This is a genomic window from Aquicoccus porphyridii (assembly GCF_008369105.1).
Taxonomy (GTDB): Bacteria; Pseudomonadota; Alphaproteobacteria; order Rhodobacterales; family Rhodobacteraceae; genus Aquicoccus; species Aquicoccus porphyridii.
In genome coordinates, this window is record NZ_VINQ01000007.1 from 34,141 (window position 1) to 52,175 (window position 18,035).

Sequence of the window (18,035 nt, forward strand, 5' to 3'; positions counted from 1 at the left end):
CTGCCGCCCTGCCGATGCGGGGCGGGTATTCTGCATCAACCATCACTATCGTTGACGCGGGCCGGGAACAATCCCGCCCGGATCAGGCGCAAAGGCGAAAACCCGCCCGCGCATCAAGGCGCCGATTGCAGCAACCGCCCGCCGAGGCGCACCATCTCGACGCGCGTGGCCCGCCCGGTGCGATCGTCGCTTTCGACATAAACCCCCGACAGCGTCGCCTCGCCCAAGGCGGGGGTGAAGCGGGTCTTGCCCATGCCGGTGACAAAGCGGCGCATCGGCTCGGCCGGGTCCATGCCGATCACGCTGAGGTAATCGCCACACATCCCCGCATCCGACTGATAGGCCGTGCCCTTCGGAAGGATCTGCGCATCGCCGGTCGGCACATGCGTATGCGTGCCCACCACGAGGCTCGCGCGCCCGTCACACCAATGCCCCATCGCCATCTTCTCGGATGTCGCCTCGCAATGCACGTCGACAATCGCCGCCTGCACGGCCCCACCGAGGGGGTGCGCCTTGAGCACGGTCTCGATCTGCGAAAACGGATCGTCAAAGGCGCGCTTCATGAACACCTGCCCCAGCACCTGCGCCACCAGAACCTTGCGCCCCCGCGTCGCCTCGAACACCCGCGCACCCTTGCCCGGCGCGGTCTTGGCATAATTCACCGGCCGGATCACACGCGGCTCGGTCTCGATGAATTGCAGCATGTCCTTCTGATCGAAGGCATGATCGCCCAGCGTCACGCAATCGGCCCCGGCCTCCAGCAACAGTTTCGCATGCTCGCCCGAAAGCCCCACGCCATTGGTCGCATTCTCGCCATTGACCACCACGAAATCGAGGCCCCAGTCCTCGCGCAGCCGCGGCAGCCGCTCCCTGATGGCGGCCCGTCCGGACCGGCCCATCACATCACCCAGAAAAAGCAATCTCATGGCAAAACCCCTAGGACCAAGAACGCCAGGGGGCAAGCCCCATACCTCAGCCGCCGATCACGTATCGCGCCTTGTGGGCCACCGGAAACGCCACCGAACGGGCAATGAAACAGACCTTGCCGATCTCGTGATGAATCGCATCGGCACGGCCGAGATCGGTGCCCGGTGCCACCGTGATCCCCGGCCGCAGCGTCGCCCCGGTGAACCGCCCCGCCCCCGACGCCGCGCTTTCGCCATGACCCAGCGGGCTGTCGTCATAGGCCAGAACGGTGATCCCCGCGTCGCTGGCCAGATGCAGGTACCAAAGCATGTGACAGGCCGAAAGCGCCGCGATCAGCATATCCTCGGGATTGTGCAACCCCGGATCGCCGCCGAGCCGCGGATCGTTGGAACAGGCAACCGGCGGCTTGCCGGGTGTGCGCACCTCCCACGTGCGCTCATAGGCGCGGTAATGCGCTGTGCCTTCCCCCCGGTTGCCGGTCCAGACGATCCTCGCCTCGAAATCATGGGCCACGCTCATGTCCGCTTTTCCTTGTTCCAGTAAATTATGGTTCCAGCCAGCAGTTGCGCCGCGCATGCGCGCGTCGCCCCGAAAGTGGGGCAAACGGCCAGGCCGGGCAAGTGAGTATTTTTCCCAAGAAAGAACGGCGAGTCAGGATTTGTTAAGGTTGACGTGCAAGCGTGACAACGCGGTACAGGCTGGAGAGCCGATGATCGCCCAAGGAAGAGCCGATGCTCTTGCCCGCCCCGGTCACGCCCCACAAGGAGGTGCCGGAGCGGCGTTCGTTTCACGCAGTGAAATCCGGTATTCTTTCTTGGCTCAAATACTCAACTTGCAACGGCGACGACCGGCCTGCCACCTGACTCCGTGCAGGTGCGCGGCGCAAGGGCGGTCGTGGTTTCGCAGGAACCGCGMCSGGGKGGGKGGGCGGSCCCTTGCGGCGCGCATCTGCACGGTCACGCCCCGAGTGCCAACCGCCCGCTCTCGCTCAGCCGGTAAACCCCTTTGTCGACCCGCTCGAACCAGCCGTAATGGTTGTCGCGCATCATCGTCGTCGCCCGCGCCACGCCGGTCGCGCGCGCCACGTCCGCGCCCCGGCTCGGCCCCGCCCCGGCCAGGTAGGCCGCGCATTTCACCGCCCCCTGGCGATAGGCCGTCACGATGGTCTCGCGCGCCATGCCGCCCGGGTTGGGATCTCCCGCGCGCGCCTCGAACTCCTTCAAGAGCGCCGCACGGCGCGGTTTCGACTTGCGCGGCCGGAACGGCGCCGGATCGCAATGCGCCTGCACCACTCCCGCCGCCAGATCGACCGACAGCACCCCCAGGCCCAACCGCCGGCACAGCCCGAGATTGCCCTTGAAGCTGCGCCACCCCGCCTTGCCCGCCCAGCGCGGCACAGCGACATAGACCGTCTCGGTCACCGCCTGCCGTGCCACCGCCTGTTGCAGGAGTTGCAGCGAGAACCCGGTCTTGAGCTCCACGATCAGCGGCGCCTCGCCGGGGCGCAGCGCCACCACATCGGCCGCGCCGACCTCGCCCTTGACCACGTAGCCAAGGGTTTCGAGCCAGGACTTGATCGGCGGGTAGAGATCGGTTTCTCGCGGCTTCGCCATGACCGCAGATTAGCCCCCCGCCCCGACCGGCGAAAGCCCCGTCGCGCGGCGGCACCGGACGGCGCGTTAACCCTTTTTCGCACAGCCCGGGGCCGAAACCGTCGGCAGCCGGATGGCAGCCGGGCAGCAGCCGGATGTCACCCCCTCTTTTTTGGCGTCCCCGCCGCGTTAACCTTTTGATGCTGCACTGCGGCAAAAACGGTCCACACACCCCGTGACATCGCCGCCACGCGCGCCTATAAGGCCTGCGAAATCCCGCAATCGATCCGCATCAGACAGGATAGTGACACCATGACCACGCTCGTTTTCGGCCATAAATCGCCCGACACGGATTCCACCGGATCGCCCATCCTCTGGGCCTGGTATCTCAATGAAGTCAAAGGGATAGAGGCCAAACCGGTGCTCCTGGGCGAACCCAATACCGAAGCCGCCTTCATGCTGACCCGCTGGGGCCTCGACAAGCCCGCGATCATCTCCGACCTCGACGAGGGGCAGCCTTGCGTCGTGGTCGATACCAACAACCCCGCCGAACTGCCCGCCGGCATCAACGGCGCGGATGTGCTTGAAATCATTGATCATCACAAACTGACCGGCGGCCTGGAAACCAAGACCCCGATCACCATCACCATCCGCCCCCTGGCCTGCACCGCGACCATCATGATCGACATGATCGGCAATGATTACAACAAGATACCGGACCCGGTCAAAGGCGCCGCGCTGACCTGCATCCTCTCGGACACGCTCGAATTCCGCTCGCCCACCACCACCGATCACGACCGCGAAGTGGCCGAGAAACTGGCCTCCGACCTGGGCATTTCGATCCCCGACTACGCCGCCGAGATGTTCGCCGCGAAATCCGATGTCTCCAGTTTCTCGGACGCCGAACTGATCCGCATGGACTCCAAGGAATACGCGGTCTCGGGCACGAAATTCCGCGTCTCGGTTCTGGAAACCACCGCCCCCGCCGCCGTGCTCGACCGTAAGGCCAGCCTGATGGACAGCATGACGCAGGTCGCGAAAGAGGACGGCGTCGATCAGGTGCTGCTCTTCGTCATCGATATCCTCAACGAAGAGGCCACGCTGCTGGTGCCCAACGACCTGGTGAAAACCGTCGCCGAGAAAAGCTTTGGCGCGCACCCCGAGGGCGATATGGTTGTTCTGCCCGGCATCATGTCGCGCAAGAAACAGATCATCCCCCATCTGGCCGTCTAAGGCATTGATGAAGCATCTGAAAAAGGGCGCCACCCCCGGCGCCCTTCTCGCACGTCCCSCCCCCAACCYCGCCCCCCCCCCGGGTCTTCATCTGGCAGAAAATACCTCGGGGAGCGCGAGGGGCTGGCCCCTCGCACCCCAACGGTTCGCTAAACACTGGAAATTCCGGCGCGCCCCTGCCATATCTGCCGCAACCCGCTCAAAGGAGCCCGCATGACCCGTATCATCGACAGCCTCGCCCAGGTTTCCGACGGCTATGACGCGCTTTTCGTCGATCTCTGGGGCTGCGTGCATGACGGGGTGCGCGCCCTGCCCGCCGCCGTCAAGGCATTGCAGGACTACCGTGCCCGCGGCGGCAAGGTGGTGCTTGTCACCAACTCGCCCAAACCGCGCAAGGGCGTCGCCGCGCAGCTCGACATCTTCGGTGTCGCCCGCGACGCATGGGACACGATCGCCACCTCCGGCGACAGCGCCCGCGCCGCGATGTTCCGTGGCGTTGTCGGCGAAAAAGTGCTGTTCATGGGAGAACGGGATCGCGACGCGGAATTTTTCGAACCGATGCAGGTGATCGAGAACCCGGTCGATATCGAGCGCGTCCCCCTGCAAGAGGCTGAAGGCATCGTCTGCTGTGGTCCCGACGATCCCATGGCCGATCCGGATGTGAACCGCCCCGCCTTTCTCTATGCCAAGCAGAAGGGGCTGAAACTGCTTTGTGCCAATCCCGATATCGTCGTGGATCGCGGCGACGTCCGCGAATGGTGCGCTGGGGCGCTGGCCCGGCTTTACACCGAAATGGGCGGGGAAAGCCTCTATTTCGGCAAACCGCATCCGCCGATCTATGACCTTGCCCGCCGCCGCCTGGCGGAACTGGGCCCCTCACCCTCGGACAGCCGCATCCTTGCCATCGGTGACGGTTTGCACACCGATATCCAGGGCGCCATGGGCGAAGAGATCGACTCGCTCTACATCACCGGTGGGCTTGCCCGCAAGATTACCAAAACCACGCAGCAACCCGACGAGGATGCGCTCAACGCGTATTTGTCCAAGGAAATGATCACGCCCGATTATGCCATCGGACAGCTGCGCTAGATGATTTAAGGGTTGCGTTTCTGCGCCTGCAAAGTAATAAAGTTCCGAAATTTGGCACTCAACCGGCCAAAAGTTGCGCACGAAACAAGCCTTCGGAGGGCGGAATGTTGGATAACCTGCCACGCGGAACCATCACCATCGAGGAAATCGAGATGGGCATGACCCGCCACCTTCGCAAGGTGGTGACCGACGAGGATATTGAGATGTTCGCCCAAGTCTCGACCGACCGAAACCCGGTCCATCTCGATGACGACTATGCCCGCGACACGATCTTCGAAGGCCGTATCGCCCATGGCATGCTCACCGCCGGGCTGATCTCGGCGGTGATCGGCGAACAACTCCCGGGGCACGGCACGATCTACATGGGTCAAAGCCTCAAATTCCTCGCCCCCGTGCGCCCCGGCGACATGGTGCTGGCCGAGGTCGAAGTGATCGGCATCGACCACGCCAAGCGCCGCGTGACGCTCGATTGCCGCTGCCTAGTCGATGGCAAGAAAGTGCTGACGGGCGAAGCCACCGTACTCGCCCCTTCGGCCAAGTTCGACTGACAACAGGCACTTGAAATCATGCGCAAGATGCGCTCCCCGCTTGCGCCCGTCCCGCCGCGCAGCTAGACCCGCGATATGCGTATCGTCCGTGACCATCAATTCGTCTCGCCCGCCGACAAGGGCGCCTCGGCCGCCATCGGGAATTTCGATGGTGTGCATCTCGGCCACCAATCGGTAATCGATATCGCCCGCGCGCAGGGCGCGAAAATCGGCGCCCCTCTCGGCATCGTCACCTTCGAACCGCACCCGCGCCAATTCTTTGCCCCCGACGCCCCGCCCTTCCGCCTCACCGGCTCGGCTGCCCGTGCGCACCGGCTTGAAAAACTTGGCGTTGAACGGCTCTATGAACTCAACTTCAACGCCGCTCTTTCCTCGCTCACGCCCGAGGAGTTCGCCGCCCGGGTCATCCGCGACGGGCTGGGCCTAAGGCATGTCGTCGTCGGCGCCGACTTCTGCTTTGGCAAGGGCCGAGCGGGCAATGCCGATGATCTCAGGGCCTTCGGCGCAGAGATGGACTTCGGCGTCACCATCGCCAAGCTGCTTGAAGGCGACACGGGCGAGGTTTCCTCGACCGCGATCCGCACCGCGCTCACCGAGGGCCGCCCCCACGACGCCGCCGCCATGCTCGGCCACTGGCACCGGATCGAGGGCCGGGTGATTTCCGGCCATCAACGCGGCCGCGAATTGGGCTATCCCACCGCCAACATGTCGATCGAGGGGCTGCACCCGCCGAAATTCGGCGTCTATGCCGTGTTGGTCGATGTGCTCGACGGCCCGCATCAGGGCAGCTATCGCGGCGCCGCCTCGCTCGGCGTGCGCCCGATGTTCAACGGCGAGATCCCCAATCTCGAAACCTATCTCTTCGATTTCTCAGGCGATCTCTACGGTGCCGCGCTCTCGGTCGGGCTGGTCGAATACCTGCGCCCCGAGGAAAAGTTCGACAGCCTCGATGCCTTCATCGCGCAGATGGATGCCGATTGCGCCCGCGCCCGCGACATCCTCGCCCACCCATGACTGACCCGATCGACCGCACCGGCCTGCGCCCGCGCTTCTGGGAGACCACACCGCTCGCCCGGATGACCCGCGCCGAATGGGAAGCGCTCTGCGACGGCTGCGGCAAATGCTGCCTTAACAAGCTCGAGGACGAGGAAACCGGCGAGGTCGCCCTGACCCGAGTCGCCTGCCGCCTGTTCGACGATGCGACCTGTCGCTGCGCCAAATACGAAACTCGCCACCAATTCGTGCCCGAATGCATCACGCTCGACCCTGCCACGATCGAGAAGAACGCCTATTGGCTGCCCGAAACCTGCGCCTATAAACGGCTCTGGCAGGGCGACCCCCTGCCCGACTGGCACCCGCTTTTGACCGGTACGGCGCAGTCGGTCCATGATGCGGGTATCTCCATGCAGCACCGCACCGTCCCCGAGTTCGACATCGACGAGGACGACTGGGAAAATCATATCATCGAGGAGCCCACCTGATGTTCTTTGCCTCCGACAATTCCGGCCCCGCTCATCCCGCCATTCTCGACGCGCTCACCCGCGCCAACGAAGGCTATGCCATGGGCTATGGCGACGATGCGATCATGGACGAGGTCCGCGACCGGATTCGCACGATCTTCGAGGCGCCCGAGGCCGCCGTCTATCTCGTCGCGACCGGTACCACCGCCAATGCGCTGGCCCTGGCCAGCCTCACCGCGCCGTGGCAAACCATCTTCTGCTCGCCGGTCGCGCATATCCACGAAGACGAATGCAACGCACCAGAATTCTACACCGGCGGGGCCAAGCTCACACTGGTGGGCGACAGCGACCGGATGACCCCCGCCGCGCTCCGCGCCGCCATCGAGGGCGAGGGCAACCGCGGCGTTCACGGCCCCCAGCGCGGCCCTGTCTCGATCACGCAGGTGACCGAACGCGGCCATGTCTATACGCTCGACGATCTCGCCGCTCTCACCGCCACCGCGCGCGACTACGGGCTCAAGACCCATCTCGACGGTGCGCGCTTTGCCAATGCGCTGGTGGCGCTCGGCTGCACCCCGGCCGAGATGACATGGAAACGGGGCATCGACGCCGTGTCCTTCGGTGGCACCAAGAATGGTTGTATCGGCGTCGAGGCGGTGATCTTCTTCGACCCCGCCCCGGCATGGGAGTTCGAGTTGCGGCGCAAGCGCGGCGGACATCTCTTCTCGAAACACCGCTATCTCTCGGCGCAGATGCAGGCCTATCTCGCCGACGATCTCTGGCTCGACCTCGCGCGCCGCTCCAACGCGGGTTGCGCGCGTCTTGCCAGCGGCCTGCGCGCCCTGCCCGGCGTTCGCATCGACGGCACGCCCGACGCCAACATGATCTATACCCACATGCCCCGCGCCATGCATCAGCGCCTCGTCGCCGCCGGTGGTGTCTATCACATATTGTCCGACACCCTAGACAGCGGCGACCCGGACGAGGCGCTCCCCGCCCGTCTGGTCTGCGACTGGTCCATGCCCGATAGCGAAATCGATCGCTTCCTCGCCGCGGCCCGGGGCTGAACCCGCTTTCATCTTGCCCGAAATACTCCGGGGGGAGGCGACAAAACGCACCGCGTTTTCTCGCTAGGGGGGCAGCGCCCCCCCGGCCGCGGCTCAATCCGCGTCCACTCGCTCGGGCACCTTTTCCAGGAAATCCGAAACCAGGTCGGCCACGGCGCGCGGATGGGTGATCGGCGCCATATGTCCCGCGCCTTCGATTGCCACGTCGCGCGCCCCGCTCAGCCGCCGCGCGATCGCCGCATGGGTCAGCCCCACGAAGACCGAGCTTTCGGCCCCGCGCACCAAAAGCACCGGCACGTCCAGCGCCTCGATCCTGCGATCCGCCAGAATCTGGGGCCGGTCCTCCAGAACCGTCGCCTGGTTGGCCTGAATGAGGTGGATCTTCTCGGCCAGCATGTCGCGCTGCTCCTGCGGAAGGCTCTCCCATGGCCGCCCATCGCCCCAATCGCGCATGAAGGCGCGCGCCGCGCCAACACGATCGCCACGGACCAGCGCATCCCTGAACCCTGCGTTCTTCTCGTTGTGTAGCCCCGTCATCTCCGGATTGTCTGCCAATGCCGCGGCGATAAACACGCTTTCGATCAGCACCAGGCTGCGCACCAGGTCCGGCCGCTCGATCGCCAACCGCAAGGCCACGGTCGCACCAAAGGAATGACCGATCACATCCATCGGCCCGTCACTCCCGATCACATCCGCCGCCATCGCAACCGACATCTCCTGCATGTCGCGCGCCGGCGTCCAGTCATCGCTGCGCCCATGCCCCGGCAGGTCATAGGCCCGCATGCTCAGCGTCCCGCCGAGATGCGACGCCATGCCCTTCCACGCGCCGGAATGGGCCAGCGAACAATGGATCAACAGCCCCCGGCGCGGGCCGGTGCCGAACTCGGTCCAGAATGTCGGGTGACCGCCCCGGATATCCTTGACCATCCTACAGCTCACCCGCCAGATGCGCGTCGAGATCGTCCAGCCGGTCCTGCCCCCAGAACATCTCGCCATCCTCGCAGATATAGAACGGCGCGCCGAACACGCCCGCGGCAACCGCGTCCTCGGTGTTGCGGGCATAGGTCTCGGCCCCGCTCAAGAGGCCGCTCATGGTCAGCCCCGGATCGAACCCGGCCGCCTTGAGACAATCCTGAACCACGTCTTCCTCTGCAATGTCGCGTTCCTCGGCCCAGCAGGCCCGCAGGAGGCCATGCACCAACGCCCCCAGATCACCGCCACCCGCCTGCTGCGCGGCGATGATCGCGTAAGACGCCGGCGCCGGATTGGTCGGAAAGAATGCGGGTTTCAGATTCAGCGGCAATCCGGCCTTGCTCGATTGTCTGCGCAATTCCTGCAAGCGATAGGCCTGCCGCGCCGGGGGTCGCTCGGGCAGCGGCGTGCCACCGGTGCGTGCGAAGACCGCCGTTATGTCCACCGGCTTGTAGGTGATCGCGGCCCCATGCCGCGCTGCGATTCCTTCCAACCGCTGCCCCGCGAGATAGACATAGGGGCTCAACGTGGAAAAATAATACTCGATCCGGGCCAAATTCATCTCCTTCGCGCAGCACTTGGGGCGGCATGTCTTTGCCAGACCCTAGAGAGATGCTAAGCGGTGTCAACGTCACGATTCTGTCATGCCAGACGCACCCGGGGACCACGCCATCATGCCGATCACCAAGGAACCGAAACTCATTTCGGGCAATGCCAACCTGTCACTCGCCAAGGGCATCGCTCGCCGCATGTCGATGCATCGCGGGGTCAACACACAGCTTGTCGATACCCGCGTCGAACGCTTCAACGACGGCGAGATCTTTGTCGAGGTGTTTGAGAATGTCCGCGGCGAGGACATGTTCATCATTCAGCCGACCTCGAACCCGGCCAATGACAACCTGATGGAATTGCTGATCATGTCCGACGCGCTACGCCGGTCGTCGGCCTCGCGCACCACCGCCGTGATCCCCTATTTCGGCTATGCCCGTCAGGACCGCCGCACCAAGGCCCGCACCCCCATCTCGGCCAAGCTCGTCGCCAACATGATCGTGGGCGCCGGGATCGAACGGGTGCTGACCATGGACCTGCACGCTGCCCAGATTCAGGGCTTCTTCGATATTCCGGTCGACAACCTCTATGCCTCGCCGCTCTTTGCCCTCGATATAATGAAACAATTCGCCGATCGGCTCTCGGATGTGATGATCATCTCACCCGATGTCGGCGGCGTCGCCCGGGCGCGCGAACTGGCCAAGCGGATCAACGCACCGCTCGCCATCGTCGACAAGCGCCGCGAGAAGCCCGGCGAGATCGCGGAAATGACCGTGATCGGCAATGTCGAGGGAAAATGCTGCATCATCGTCGACGATATCTGCGACACCGCCGGCACGCTGTGCAAAGCCGCCGAGGTGATCATGGAGAATGGCGCCAGCGAGGTTCATTCCTACATCTCGCATGGTGTGCTCTCGGGCCCCGCGGTGGAGCGGATCACGAAATCGGTAATGAAATCGCTTGTCATCACCGATTCCATCGAAGCCTCTGAATCGACCCGGGCCGCCCCAAATATCCGCGTGCTGCCCACCGCGCCGCTTTTCGCACAGGCGATCCTGAACATCTGGAACGGCACGAGCGTCAGTTCGCTCTTTGACGCCGACATGCTTGAACCGATCTACGAAGGCATTTTCTGAAAGGACCCAAGGTCTTCTCGGGGTCCAAACCGGCTACTGCCGCGCAATCGACCTGAAACTCAACAAGATCGCCGCAACGATCATGAAGCTGCCGCCGATGCGTTCGATCCAGGCTTTCGCCGCTCCCTTGAAGCGGGCGGCAATCCAACTTGCCCCGGCCCCGTAAGCTGAAAGAAACAGGCCATCCATGATGATGTAGGTCACTGACAAAATGAGAAACTGGGGCCAGAAGGCGTGGTCGGCAGATATGAACTGCGGGAAAAGAGCTGCGAAGAAGACAACAGCTTTGGGGTTGGCAGCGGATGTAATGAACCCCTGCATCCAAAGATTGCCGAGCGACACGTTCCGCTTGGTATCTCCGACCTTGGGATCATTGGGTTTTGCTCGCCTTATCATACGGATACCGAGCCAAATCAGGTAAGCGACCCCAGCCCATTTAATGATTGCGAGCGCAGCACCTGAAGCGGCGATGATCGCGGCCAAACCCAAACCTGCTGCCAGCATTTGTAGGGAATTTGCCGAAAGATCGCCTGCCGCGGTCGAGAGCGATCGTCTAAGCCCGTGCGCACCGCTGTTGGACAACATGAGTAGCTGGCTCGGCCCGGGCGTACTCATCAAGGCAAGCACGGTCGCCACGTAAATCGTCCAGATCTCCAGTGTCATGGGCAGCACTCCATTTGCCCAAGCAAGCTACCAATTGTTTTGGGGATTTCCAGAACAAATCGAGTCACGACATGGCAGCCTCGTCCCCCTAATCAGATCTCAGTAGAGCTCCCAATCGTCTTCATTGGCCACTGACCCGATCGCGATCCAGTCGAGGCGCACGCGGGCGATCCTGGTGTCACCCCATGTACGGAACACAAGGTCGAACCCCTCGGCCCCTACATTCTCGGCCTCGACATGGGCGCGCATGTTGGCACCATTGTCCACGTCCCAGAGCGATAGGGAACAATGCACCACCGGCGCATCGGTGAAACCTTCGGAAAAGCGCACAGGCTTGCGCCGTTCGCGCTGGCCGGTTCCGGTCCACATCTCGCCACCGTCCTCGAAATCCTCGAACAGTGTTTCGTCGCCCTGCAGAATGCCTATCGTGTTCGCCGTCAGCCGTTTCATGCCTCACCTTGCGCAGGCTTTGCCCATCGGAGTTCAATGATCGCCCCCAAGGCTCGCCGCAATTGGCCGGTTTTGCAAAACAAAAAGGCCCTGATACCAATCAGGGCCTTTCCTTGATCTCCATTCGGGCAGGCGTTCCAGTGTCAGCCTGCCACTATCTCGCGCAGCGCCTTGAGATCGGCCAGTTGCTTGTCGGCCCGGTCACGCGCAGCACCCGAGGCTTCGGCCACCGCCGCCGTCGCCGCTTCGATCATCGGATCGAGGTCGGCACCGGTGGCATCGCTCACCGGCTTGGCAAGTTCGGCCAGCACGCTGGTGGCCTCGGCGCTGATCTCGGCAAACCCACCGGTCACAAGGAACTCCCGATCACCTTCCGGACCCTTGATCCGGATCACACCGGGGCGCAGTGTCGTGATCAACGGCGTATGGCCTGGCATCGCCGTCAGGTCGCCATCGGCCCCCGGCATCTGGATTTCCGCCACCTTGAGCGAAGCCAGGCTCCGCTCGGGGCTCACCAGATCAAATTGCATCGTTTCCGCCATGTTCATCTCCTTTCCAGACCCTGTCCCCCACCCTCACGGGCGGGGGACGGTCGGGATCAAGCGGCGTCCGCAGCCAGCTTCTCGGCTTTCGCGATCACCTCGTCGATGTCGCCCACCATGTAGAACGCACCCTCGGGCAGGTGGTCGAACTCGCCAGCCACGACCCGCTTGAAGCTGTCGATGGTCTTCTCAAGCGGAACCTGCACACCGTCCGAGCCGGTAAAGACTTTGGCCACGTCAAAGGGTTGCGACAGGAAGCGCTGGATTTTCCGGGCACGGGCCACGGTCAGCTTGTCCTCTTCGGAAAGCTCGTCCATGCCGAGAATCGCGATGATGTCCTGAAGTGCCTTGTAGCGTTGCAGAATTTCCTGCACGTCCCGGGCCACTTGGTAATGCTCTTCACCAATGATCAGGGGGTCCATCAGGCGCGACGTTGAATCAAGCGGGTCCACGGCCGGGTAAATGCCAAGCTCGGAGATGGCACGGTTGAGGACCGTCGTGGCGTCAAGGTGCGCAAAAGTCGTGGCCGGTGCCGGGTCGGTCAGGTCGTCCGCAGGAACGTAAACAGCCTGAATCGAGGTGATCGAACCCGCTTTGGTCGAGGTGATCCGCTCCTGCATGGCGCCCATGTCGGTGGCCAGCGTGGGCTGGTAGCCCACCGCCGAAGGAATACGTCCCAGAAGCGCCGACATCTCGGACCCGGCTTGCGTGAAGCGGAAGATGTTGTCGACGAAAAAGAGAACGTCGCTCCCCGACTGGTCGCGGAACTGCTCAGCCAGAGTCAGGCCGGTCAGCGCGACACGGGCACGCGCACCCGGCGGCTCGTTCATTTGGCCGTAAACCAGCGCGATCTTGGAATCCAGAAGGTTGTCCGGGGTCAGAACGCCGGATTCGATCATCTCGTGATAGAGGTCGTTGCCCTCACGGGTCCGCTCGCCCACACCGGCGAACACCGACAGACCCGAATGCACCTTGGCGATGTTGTTGATCAGTTCCTGGATGAGAACGGTCTTGCCGACACCGGCACCGCCGAACAGGCCGATCTTGCCGCCCTTGGAATAGGGGGCGAGCAGGTCGATGACCTTGATACCGGTCACGAGGATTTCCGACTCGGTGGCCTGTTCGGAAAAATCAGGGGCGGGCTGGTGGATGGCGCGCGTCTCATCCGCTTCGATCGGACCCTTTTCGTCCACCGGTTCGCCCACGACGTTCAGGATACGGCCCAACGTCGCGTTGCCGACCGGAACCATGATCGGCGCGTCCTTGTCCGTCACTTCCTGACCGCGGACCAGGCCCTCGGTCGCGTCCATCGCGATGGTGCGCACGGTGTTCTCGCCCAGGTGCTGCGCCACTTCGAGGATCAGCGTCTTGCCGTTATTGTCGGTTTCCAGCGCGTTCAGAATCGCCGGCAGGTGATCGGTGAACTGCACGTCCACCACGGCACCGATGACCTGGGTCACTTTGCCTTTTGCGTTTGCCATGTTTCGTCTCCGGTTTGTCTTACAGCGCTTCCGCGCCGGAAATGATTTCAATAAGCTCGTTGGTGATCACGGCCTGACGCGAACGGTTGTATTCGATGGTCAGCTTGTCGATCATCTCGCCCGCGTTGCGGGTGGCGTTGTCCATCGCCGACATCCGCGCGCCCTGCTCCGAGGCCCCGTTCTCCAACAACGCGCTGAAGATCTGCGTGGCCACACCGCTGGGCAGAAGCTCGGCAAGGATCTCGGTCTCGTCGGGCTCGTAGTCATAGAAGCTGCCACTGTCGACCGCCTCCTGATCGCCCACATCAGCCGGGATGACCTGCTGCATGGTCGGGATCTGGGTCACCACGTTCTGGAACCGCGCAAAGAAGATCTTGGCCACGTCGAACTCACCCTCGTCGAAGCGTTTGAGCACATTGGCCGCGATCGCCTGCGCATCGGCATAGCCCACGCGCTTAACCTCGCTCAGATCCACATGATCGATGAAAAGATCGCCGTAATCGCGCTTCATCGCGTCGCGGCCCTTCTTGCCGACGGTGATGATCTTGACCGTCTTGCCCTCGGCAGTCAGCTTCGACGCCTCCGCCTTGGCTAGCTTCGCGATATTGGCGTTGAAACCGCCGCACAGGCCCCGCTCGGCGGTCAGCACCACCAAGAGATGCACCTTGTCTTCGCCGGTCCCGGCCAGAAGCGCCGGCGCGTTCTCCGCATCGCCGACCGAAGCGGCGAGCTTGGCGATCACCGCGTTGAACCGTTCGGTGTAGGGCCGCGACATCTCCGCAGCCTCCTGCGCCCGGCGAAGTTTCGCCGCCGCCACCATCTGCATGGCCTTGGTGATCTTGCGGGTCGATTTGACCGACTCGATCCTGTTTTTCAGGTCCTTAAGACTTGGCATTGCCTCGTCTCCCCCTTACGCGAAGTCTGCGGCGAACTCGTCAATCGCGGTCTTCAGACGATCGGCGGCGTCTCCCTTGATCTTCGGATCTTCATTGGTGATCCAGTCAAGGACATCCTTTCGCTTGCTGCGCATATGGGCCAGGAGTCCGGCCTCGAACCGGTTCACATCGCCCAGATCCAGCTTGTCGAGATAGCCGTTGGTCCCGGCAAAGATCACCACGACAATCTCGGCATTGGTCAACGGCTCATATTGTGGCTGCTTCATCAGCTCGGTCAGGCGCGCACCACGGTTCAGCAATCTTTGCGTCGCCGCATCGAGATCCGAACCGAACTGCGCAAAGGCCGCCATCTCGCGATACTGCGCCAGTTCGAGTTTGACCGGCCCGGCGACCGAGTTCATTGCCTTGGTCTGGGCCGAACCACCGACGCGGCTCACCGAAAGGCCGGTGTTCACGGCCGGACGAACGCCCTGATAGAACAGGTCGGTTTCGAGGAAGATCTGACCGTCGGTGATCGAGATCACGTTGGTCGGGATAAAGGCCGAAATGTCGCCGGCCTGCGTCTCGATGATCGGCAGCGCGGTCAGCGAACCCGCACCATGATCCTCGTTGAACTTGGCCGACCGCTCCAGAAGCCGCGAGTGCAGATAGAACACGTCGCCCGGATAAGCTTCGCGGCCCGGCGGGCGGCGCAGCAGGAGCGACATCTGGCGATAGGCCACGGCCTGCTTGGAAAGGTCATCATAGATGATCAGCGCGTGACGCCCATTGTCGCGGAAATGTTCGGCCATCGCGGTCGCGGAATAAGGCGCGAGGAACTGCATCGGCGCCGGGTCGGACGCGGTGGCCGCCACCACGATCGAATATTCGATCGCGCCGGTCTCTTCGAGCTTCTTCACAAGCTGCGCCACGGTCGAGCGTTTCTGTCCGATGGCAACGTAAACGCAATAGAGCTTCTTGCTCTCGTCGTCGCCGGCCGCATCGTTATAGGCTTTCTGGTTGAGGATCGTATCCAGCGCCACGGCGGTCTTGCCGGTCTGGCGGTCGCCGATGATCAACTCGCGCTGGCCGCGCCCGATCGGGATCATCGAGTCGACGGCCTTGAGGCCGGTTGCCATCGGCTCATGCACCGACTTGCGCGGAATGATCCCCGGCGCCTTTACGTCGGCCAGACTGCGCTCGGACGTCTTGATCGGCCCCTTGCCGTCAATCGGGTTACCAAGACCATCGACCACGCGCCCCAAGAGCGCGTCACCCACAGGCACATCCACGATCGCGTTGGTGCGCTTGACAGTGTCGCCTTCCTTGATGTCACGGTCGGAGCCAAAGATCACGACACCCACGTTGTCGGCTTCAAGGTTCAGCGCCATGCCCCGGATACCGCCGGGGAATTCTACCATCTCGCCGGCCTGAACCTTGTCCAGCCCGTGAACGCGGGCAATCCCGTCACCCACCGACAGCACCCGGCCGATCTCGGCAACTTCGGCATCCTTGCCGAAATTCTTGATCTGGTCCTTCAGGATCGCAGAAATCTCTGCTGCTTGGATACCCATTTATCCGACCTCTTTCATTGCGTTCTGGAGAGAATTCAGGCGCGAGCGGATCGACGTGTCGATCATCTTCGAACCCACTTTGACGACAAGACCGCCGATGAGGCTTTCATCGACGGTCGCATTGATGATCACGTCCTTGCCGAAGCTGGACTTGAGCGATTTGGCAAGCTTGCCCTCCTGCGTCTTGGTCAGGGGCTTGGCACTCACCACGTCCGCGGCCACTTCGCCCTTGTCCTCGGCAATCGCGGCCCGCAGCGCCCGGACAAGCTGTGGCAGAACGAAAAGCCGACGCTTGGAGGCCATCAGCGCAAGCGTGCTGCCCATCGTTTCCGACAGGCCCATCTTGTCCGCGATCGCGGCAATCGCCTTGGCCTGCGCCTCGCGCGAATGAATCGGCGACGAGATCAGCGAATTGAAATCCGCGCTATCGGCCAGCGCGTCTTCAAGCGCGGTGATATCGCCTTCAAGCGCGGTCAAATTGTCGGATTCCTTGGCCAGTTCAAACACGGCCGTGGCATAGCGCGCGGCGATGCCGGTTGAGATCGAAGCTGGTTCGGACACGTCCACCCTTCCGATTTTCTGGCCCCGGTTTGACATACCACACACGGCGCAGAGCCTTGGCTCCTGCCGCGTGGCATCCGGGGGTGTTGGTCGCCTTGCTCTCGCAAAACGTCGAAATCGGGGCGGGTGTAGCAGAGCCCATCGCACCTAGCAACCTGCTATAGCTGAATTGCCTAGCCTACAACATTACATGTTTTCAAACACTTAATCAAAGTGCGGCCGATTGCGCGAAAAACAGGCACCGAAAAATGCGAGCATTCGGCCCGGTTTTCGCGATTCCTTGTCTTGGCAGCCACAATCCGGCGCCACAACCGTTAACGCTACCATCCGCTCAATCCCGCGCAAGCACCGGCAAGAACCCGCGCAAACGGGGGCATTTGCGCCATACGGACGATTTGACTCTGCCCTGCCGGGTCGCAAAACTGCTGCGCACCGGATGCGTCATGGCGCGCGGCGGGTTTCATGGTTTCTTCAGCCGTTCAAGAGTGCAGACATGGACATCTCTCTCGCCTATCCCGGTCCACCCTGCGAGGTGCCGGGTTTCGATCCGGACGAGGACGTGCTCGTGATTGCCCTGCCCGATGCCTTGCTTGCCACATCCGCCCCCTGGCTCAGCCTGCATCACGACCACGCCGCCAATCGGCTCGACCTGACGGTCTCTCTGGCCGCCGATGCGCCGCCCCTCGTGATCCATCTGCCCGGCCTTGTCACCCTGCCCAGCGATGCGGTGGTGCTCTTGTCACTGAGCGACAGCAGGACGCTCGGGCCAGAACCCGCACCAGCGGCGCACCCGGCCCCTGCCAACACCACTGCCGCCGTGCTGACCGGCGAAGGGCTCTACCCGCCCGAAGAGGCCCCAGGCAGCGCACGACCATCGTCGCCCCCCACCCGGCACCGATTTGCCCCGCGCCACGACTGGCGGCGCGACGGTCCGCCACCCGAATGCTTTTTCGATCTCAGCCATCCTGACTCGGAGCTTTTGATCAAGCTGCCCCCTGCCACACAGGGCCCGGTCCATGCCATCCGCTTCAATGAAACAACCGCAAGCGCCGGTTCGAGCGACACCCACGGCTCGATCGTACTCATCCAGTCGCCACCCGGCAGCCCGCCGCTCTCGCCCGCGGCGCTCACCGCGAGATTCGCCACCAGCCTCGGTGCCCCCGATTTCCGCGCCATCGCGTGGATCTGGCTAGGCAACGAGGGGCATTTCACCGACCCCGCCAGCGGCGAAAGGCGCGCTTTTGGCCGGATCAACCACAACCCCACGCTCGCGATCACCGGCCCGATCGCCGGTTCGGTCGAGATCCGCCGCTGAT

Annotated in this window: 20 protein-coding genes; 8 read left to right on the forward strand and 12 right to left on the reverse strand. The window is 63.2% G+C overall.

All coding sequences use genetic code 11. From position 1 onward, the window contains the following. Positions 1–113: 113 nt before the first annotated feature. The 3 genes from FLO80_RS10765 to FLO80_RS10775 form a co-directional block, all read right to left on the reverse strand. The gene (locus tag FLO80_RS10765; RefSeq protein ID WP_111368531.1) at positions 114–926 is read right to left on the reverse strand and encodes a TIGR00282 family metallophosphoesterase; all 813 of its coding nucleotides are present in this window, start codon (positions 924–926) and stop codon (positions 114–116) included. Between the two features lie 46 nt (positions 927–972). After that, complete coding sequence (locus tag FLO80_RS10770; protein ID WP_111368529.1) at positions 973–1,446, reverse strand: OsmC family protein; 474 nt, start codon at positions 1,444–1,446, stop codon at positions 973–975. Positions 1,447–1,883: 437 nt separating this feature from the next. After that, positions 1,884–2,540 carry a DUF2161 domain-containing phosphodiesterase gene (locus tag FLO80_RS10775; protein WP_111368527.1) on the reverse strand — a complete coding sequence of 219 codons (657 nt, stop codon included), beginning with the start codon at positions 2,538–2,540 and terminating at the stop codon, positions 1,884–1,886. Between the two features lie 291 nt (positions 2,541–2,831). Between FLO80_RS10775 and FLO80_RS10780 the strand changes: the two genes are divergently transcribed. The 6 genes from FLO80_RS10780 to FLO80_RS10805 all read left to right on the forward strand — a co-directional run bounded on the left by FLO80_RS10780 (position 2,832) and on the right by FLO80_RS10805 (position 7,916). Beyond that, the gene (locus FLO80_RS10780; protein WP_111368525.1) at positions 2,832–3,752 is read left to right on the forward strand and encodes a manganese-dependent inorganic pyrophosphatase; all 921 of its coding nucleotides are present in this window, start codon (positions 2,832–2,834) and stop codon (positions 3,750–3,752) included. Positions 3,753–3,965: 213 nt separating this feature from the next. After that, positions 3,966–4,841, forward strand: a complete 876-nt coding sequence (locus tag FLO80_RS10785) for a TIGR01459 family HAD-type hydrolase (protein WP_111368522.1) — start codon at positions 3,966–3,968, stop codon at positions 4,839–4,841. 104 nt (positions 4,842–4,945) lie between these two features. Beyond that, positions 4,946–5,389: a MaoC family dehydratase gene (locus FLO80_RS10790; protein WP_111368520.1), complete on the forward strand. Its 444-nt coding sequence runs from the start codon at positions 4,946–4,948 to the stop codon at positions 5,387–5,389. A 75-nt stretch (positions 5,390–5,464) separates the two neighbouring features. Beyond that, the gene (locus FLO80_RS10795) at positions 5,465–6,403 is read left to right on the forward strand and encodes a bifunctional riboflavin kinase/FAD synthetase (protein ID WP_111368517.1); all 939 of its coding nucleotides are present in this window, start codon (positions 5,465–5,467) and stop codon (positions 6,401–6,403) included. Then, positions 6,400–6,870, forward strand: coding sequence for a YcgN family cysteine cluster protein (locus tag FLO80_RS10800; protein ID WP_111368514.1), 471 nt, complete (start codon positions 6,400–6,402; stop codon positions 6,868–6,870). Before FLO80_RS10795 ends, FLO80_RS10800 begins: the two co-directional genes overlap by 4 nt. After that, a complete protein-coding gene (locus FLO80_RS10805) occupies positions 6,870–7,916 on the forward strand; it encodes a threonine aldolase family protein (protein ID WP_111368512.1) in 1,047 nt (348 codons plus the stop codon). The genes FLO80_RS10800 and FLO80_RS10805 overlap by 1 nt, the downstream gene beginning before the upstream one ends. A gap of 93 nt (positions 7,917–8,009) precedes the next feature. Here FLO80_RS10805 and FLO80_RS10810 read toward each other — a convergent pair whose 3' ends face one another. Next, positions 8,010–8,843 carry an alpha/beta fold hydrolase gene (locus FLO80_RS10810; protein ID WP_111368509.1) on the reverse strand — a complete coding sequence of 278 codons (834 nt, stop codon included), beginning with the start codon at positions 8,841–8,843 and terminating at the stop codon, positions 8,010–8,012. Position 8,844: 1 nt separating this feature from the next. After that, the gene (locus FLO80_RS10815; protein ID WP_188078268.1) at positions 8,845–9,444 is read right to left on the reverse strand and encodes a 2-hydroxychromene-2-carboxylate isomerase; all 600 of its coding nucleotides are present in this window, start codon (positions 9,442–9,444) and stop codon (positions 8,845–8,847) included. 118 nt (positions 9,445–9,562) lie between these two features. On the opposite strand from FLO80_RS10815, the gene FLO80_RS10820 reads away from it, so the two are divergent. Continuing rightward, on the forward strand, positions 9,563–10,573 hold the full coding sequence (locus FLO80_RS10820; protein WP_111368503.1) for a ribose-phosphate pyrophosphokinase: 1,011 nt from the start codon (positions 9,563–9,565) through the stop codon (positions 10,571–10,573). A 33-nt stretch (positions 10,574–10,606) separates the two neighbouring features. Here the strand turns inward: FLO80_RS10820 and FLO80_RS10825 are convergent, their stop codons facing one another. The 7 genes from FLO80_RS10825 to FLO80_RS10855 all read right to left on the reverse strand — a co-directional run bounded on the left by FLO80_RS10825 (position 10,607) and on the right by FLO80_RS10855 (position 16,719). Further along, on the reverse strand, positions 10,607–11,236 hold the full coding sequence (locus tag FLO80_RS10825) for a LysE family translocator (RefSeq protein ID WP_111368500.1): 630 nt from the start codon (positions 11,234–11,236) through the stop codon (positions 10,607–10,609). Between the two features lie 99 nt (positions 11,237–11,335). Next, positions 11,336–11,686, reverse strand: coding sequence for an H-type lectin domain-containing protein (locus tag FLO80_RS10830; RefSeq protein WP_188078269.1), 351 nt, complete (start codon positions 11,684–11,686; stop codon positions 11,336–11,338). A 143-nt stretch (positions 11,687–11,829) separates the two neighbouring features. Continuing rightward, positions 11,830–12,228, reverse strand: a complete 399-nt coding sequence (locus FLO80_RS10835; RefSeq protein WP_111368571.1) for a F0F1 ATP synthase subunit epsilon — start codon at positions 12,226–12,228, stop codon at positions 11,830–11,832. Between the two features lie 56 nt (positions 12,229–12,284). Continuing rightward, positions 12,285–13,709, reverse strand: a complete 1,425-nt coding sequence (gene atpD, locus FLO80_RS10840; RefSeq protein WP_111368497.1) for a F0F1 ATP synthase subunit beta — start codon at positions 13,707–13,709, stop codon at positions 12,285–12,287. A 19-nt stretch (positions 13,710–13,728) separates the two neighbouring features. Next, the gene (locus tag FLO80_RS10845; RefSeq protein ID WP_111368494.1) at positions 13,729–14,604 is read right to left on the reverse strand and encodes a F0F1 ATP synthase subunit gamma; all 876 of its coding nucleotides are present in this window, start codon (positions 14,602–14,604) and stop codon (positions 13,729–13,731) included. A 15-nt stretch (positions 14,605–14,619) separates the two neighbouring features. Continuing rightward, positions 14,620–16,158: a F0F1 ATP synthase subunit alpha gene (gene atpA / locus FLO80_RS10850; protein WP_111368492.1), complete on the reverse strand. Its 1,539-nt coding sequence runs from the start codon at positions 16,156–16,158 to the stop codon at positions 14,620–14,622. Then, entirely contained in the window at positions 16,159–16,719 is a 561-nt protein-coding gene (locus FLO80_RS10855) for a F0F1 ATP synthase subunit delta (protein ID WP_111368570.1), read from the reverse strand. A 493-nt stretch (positions 16,720–17,212) separates the two neighbouring features. On the opposite strand from FLO80_RS10855, the gene FLO80_RS10860 reads away from it, so the two are divergent. Further along, positions 17,213–18,034, forward strand: coding sequence for a hypothetical protein (locus FLO80_RS10860; protein WP_146611070.1), 822 nt, complete (start codon positions 17,213–17,215; stop codon positions 18,032–18,034). Position 18,035: the final 1 nt, after the last annotated feature.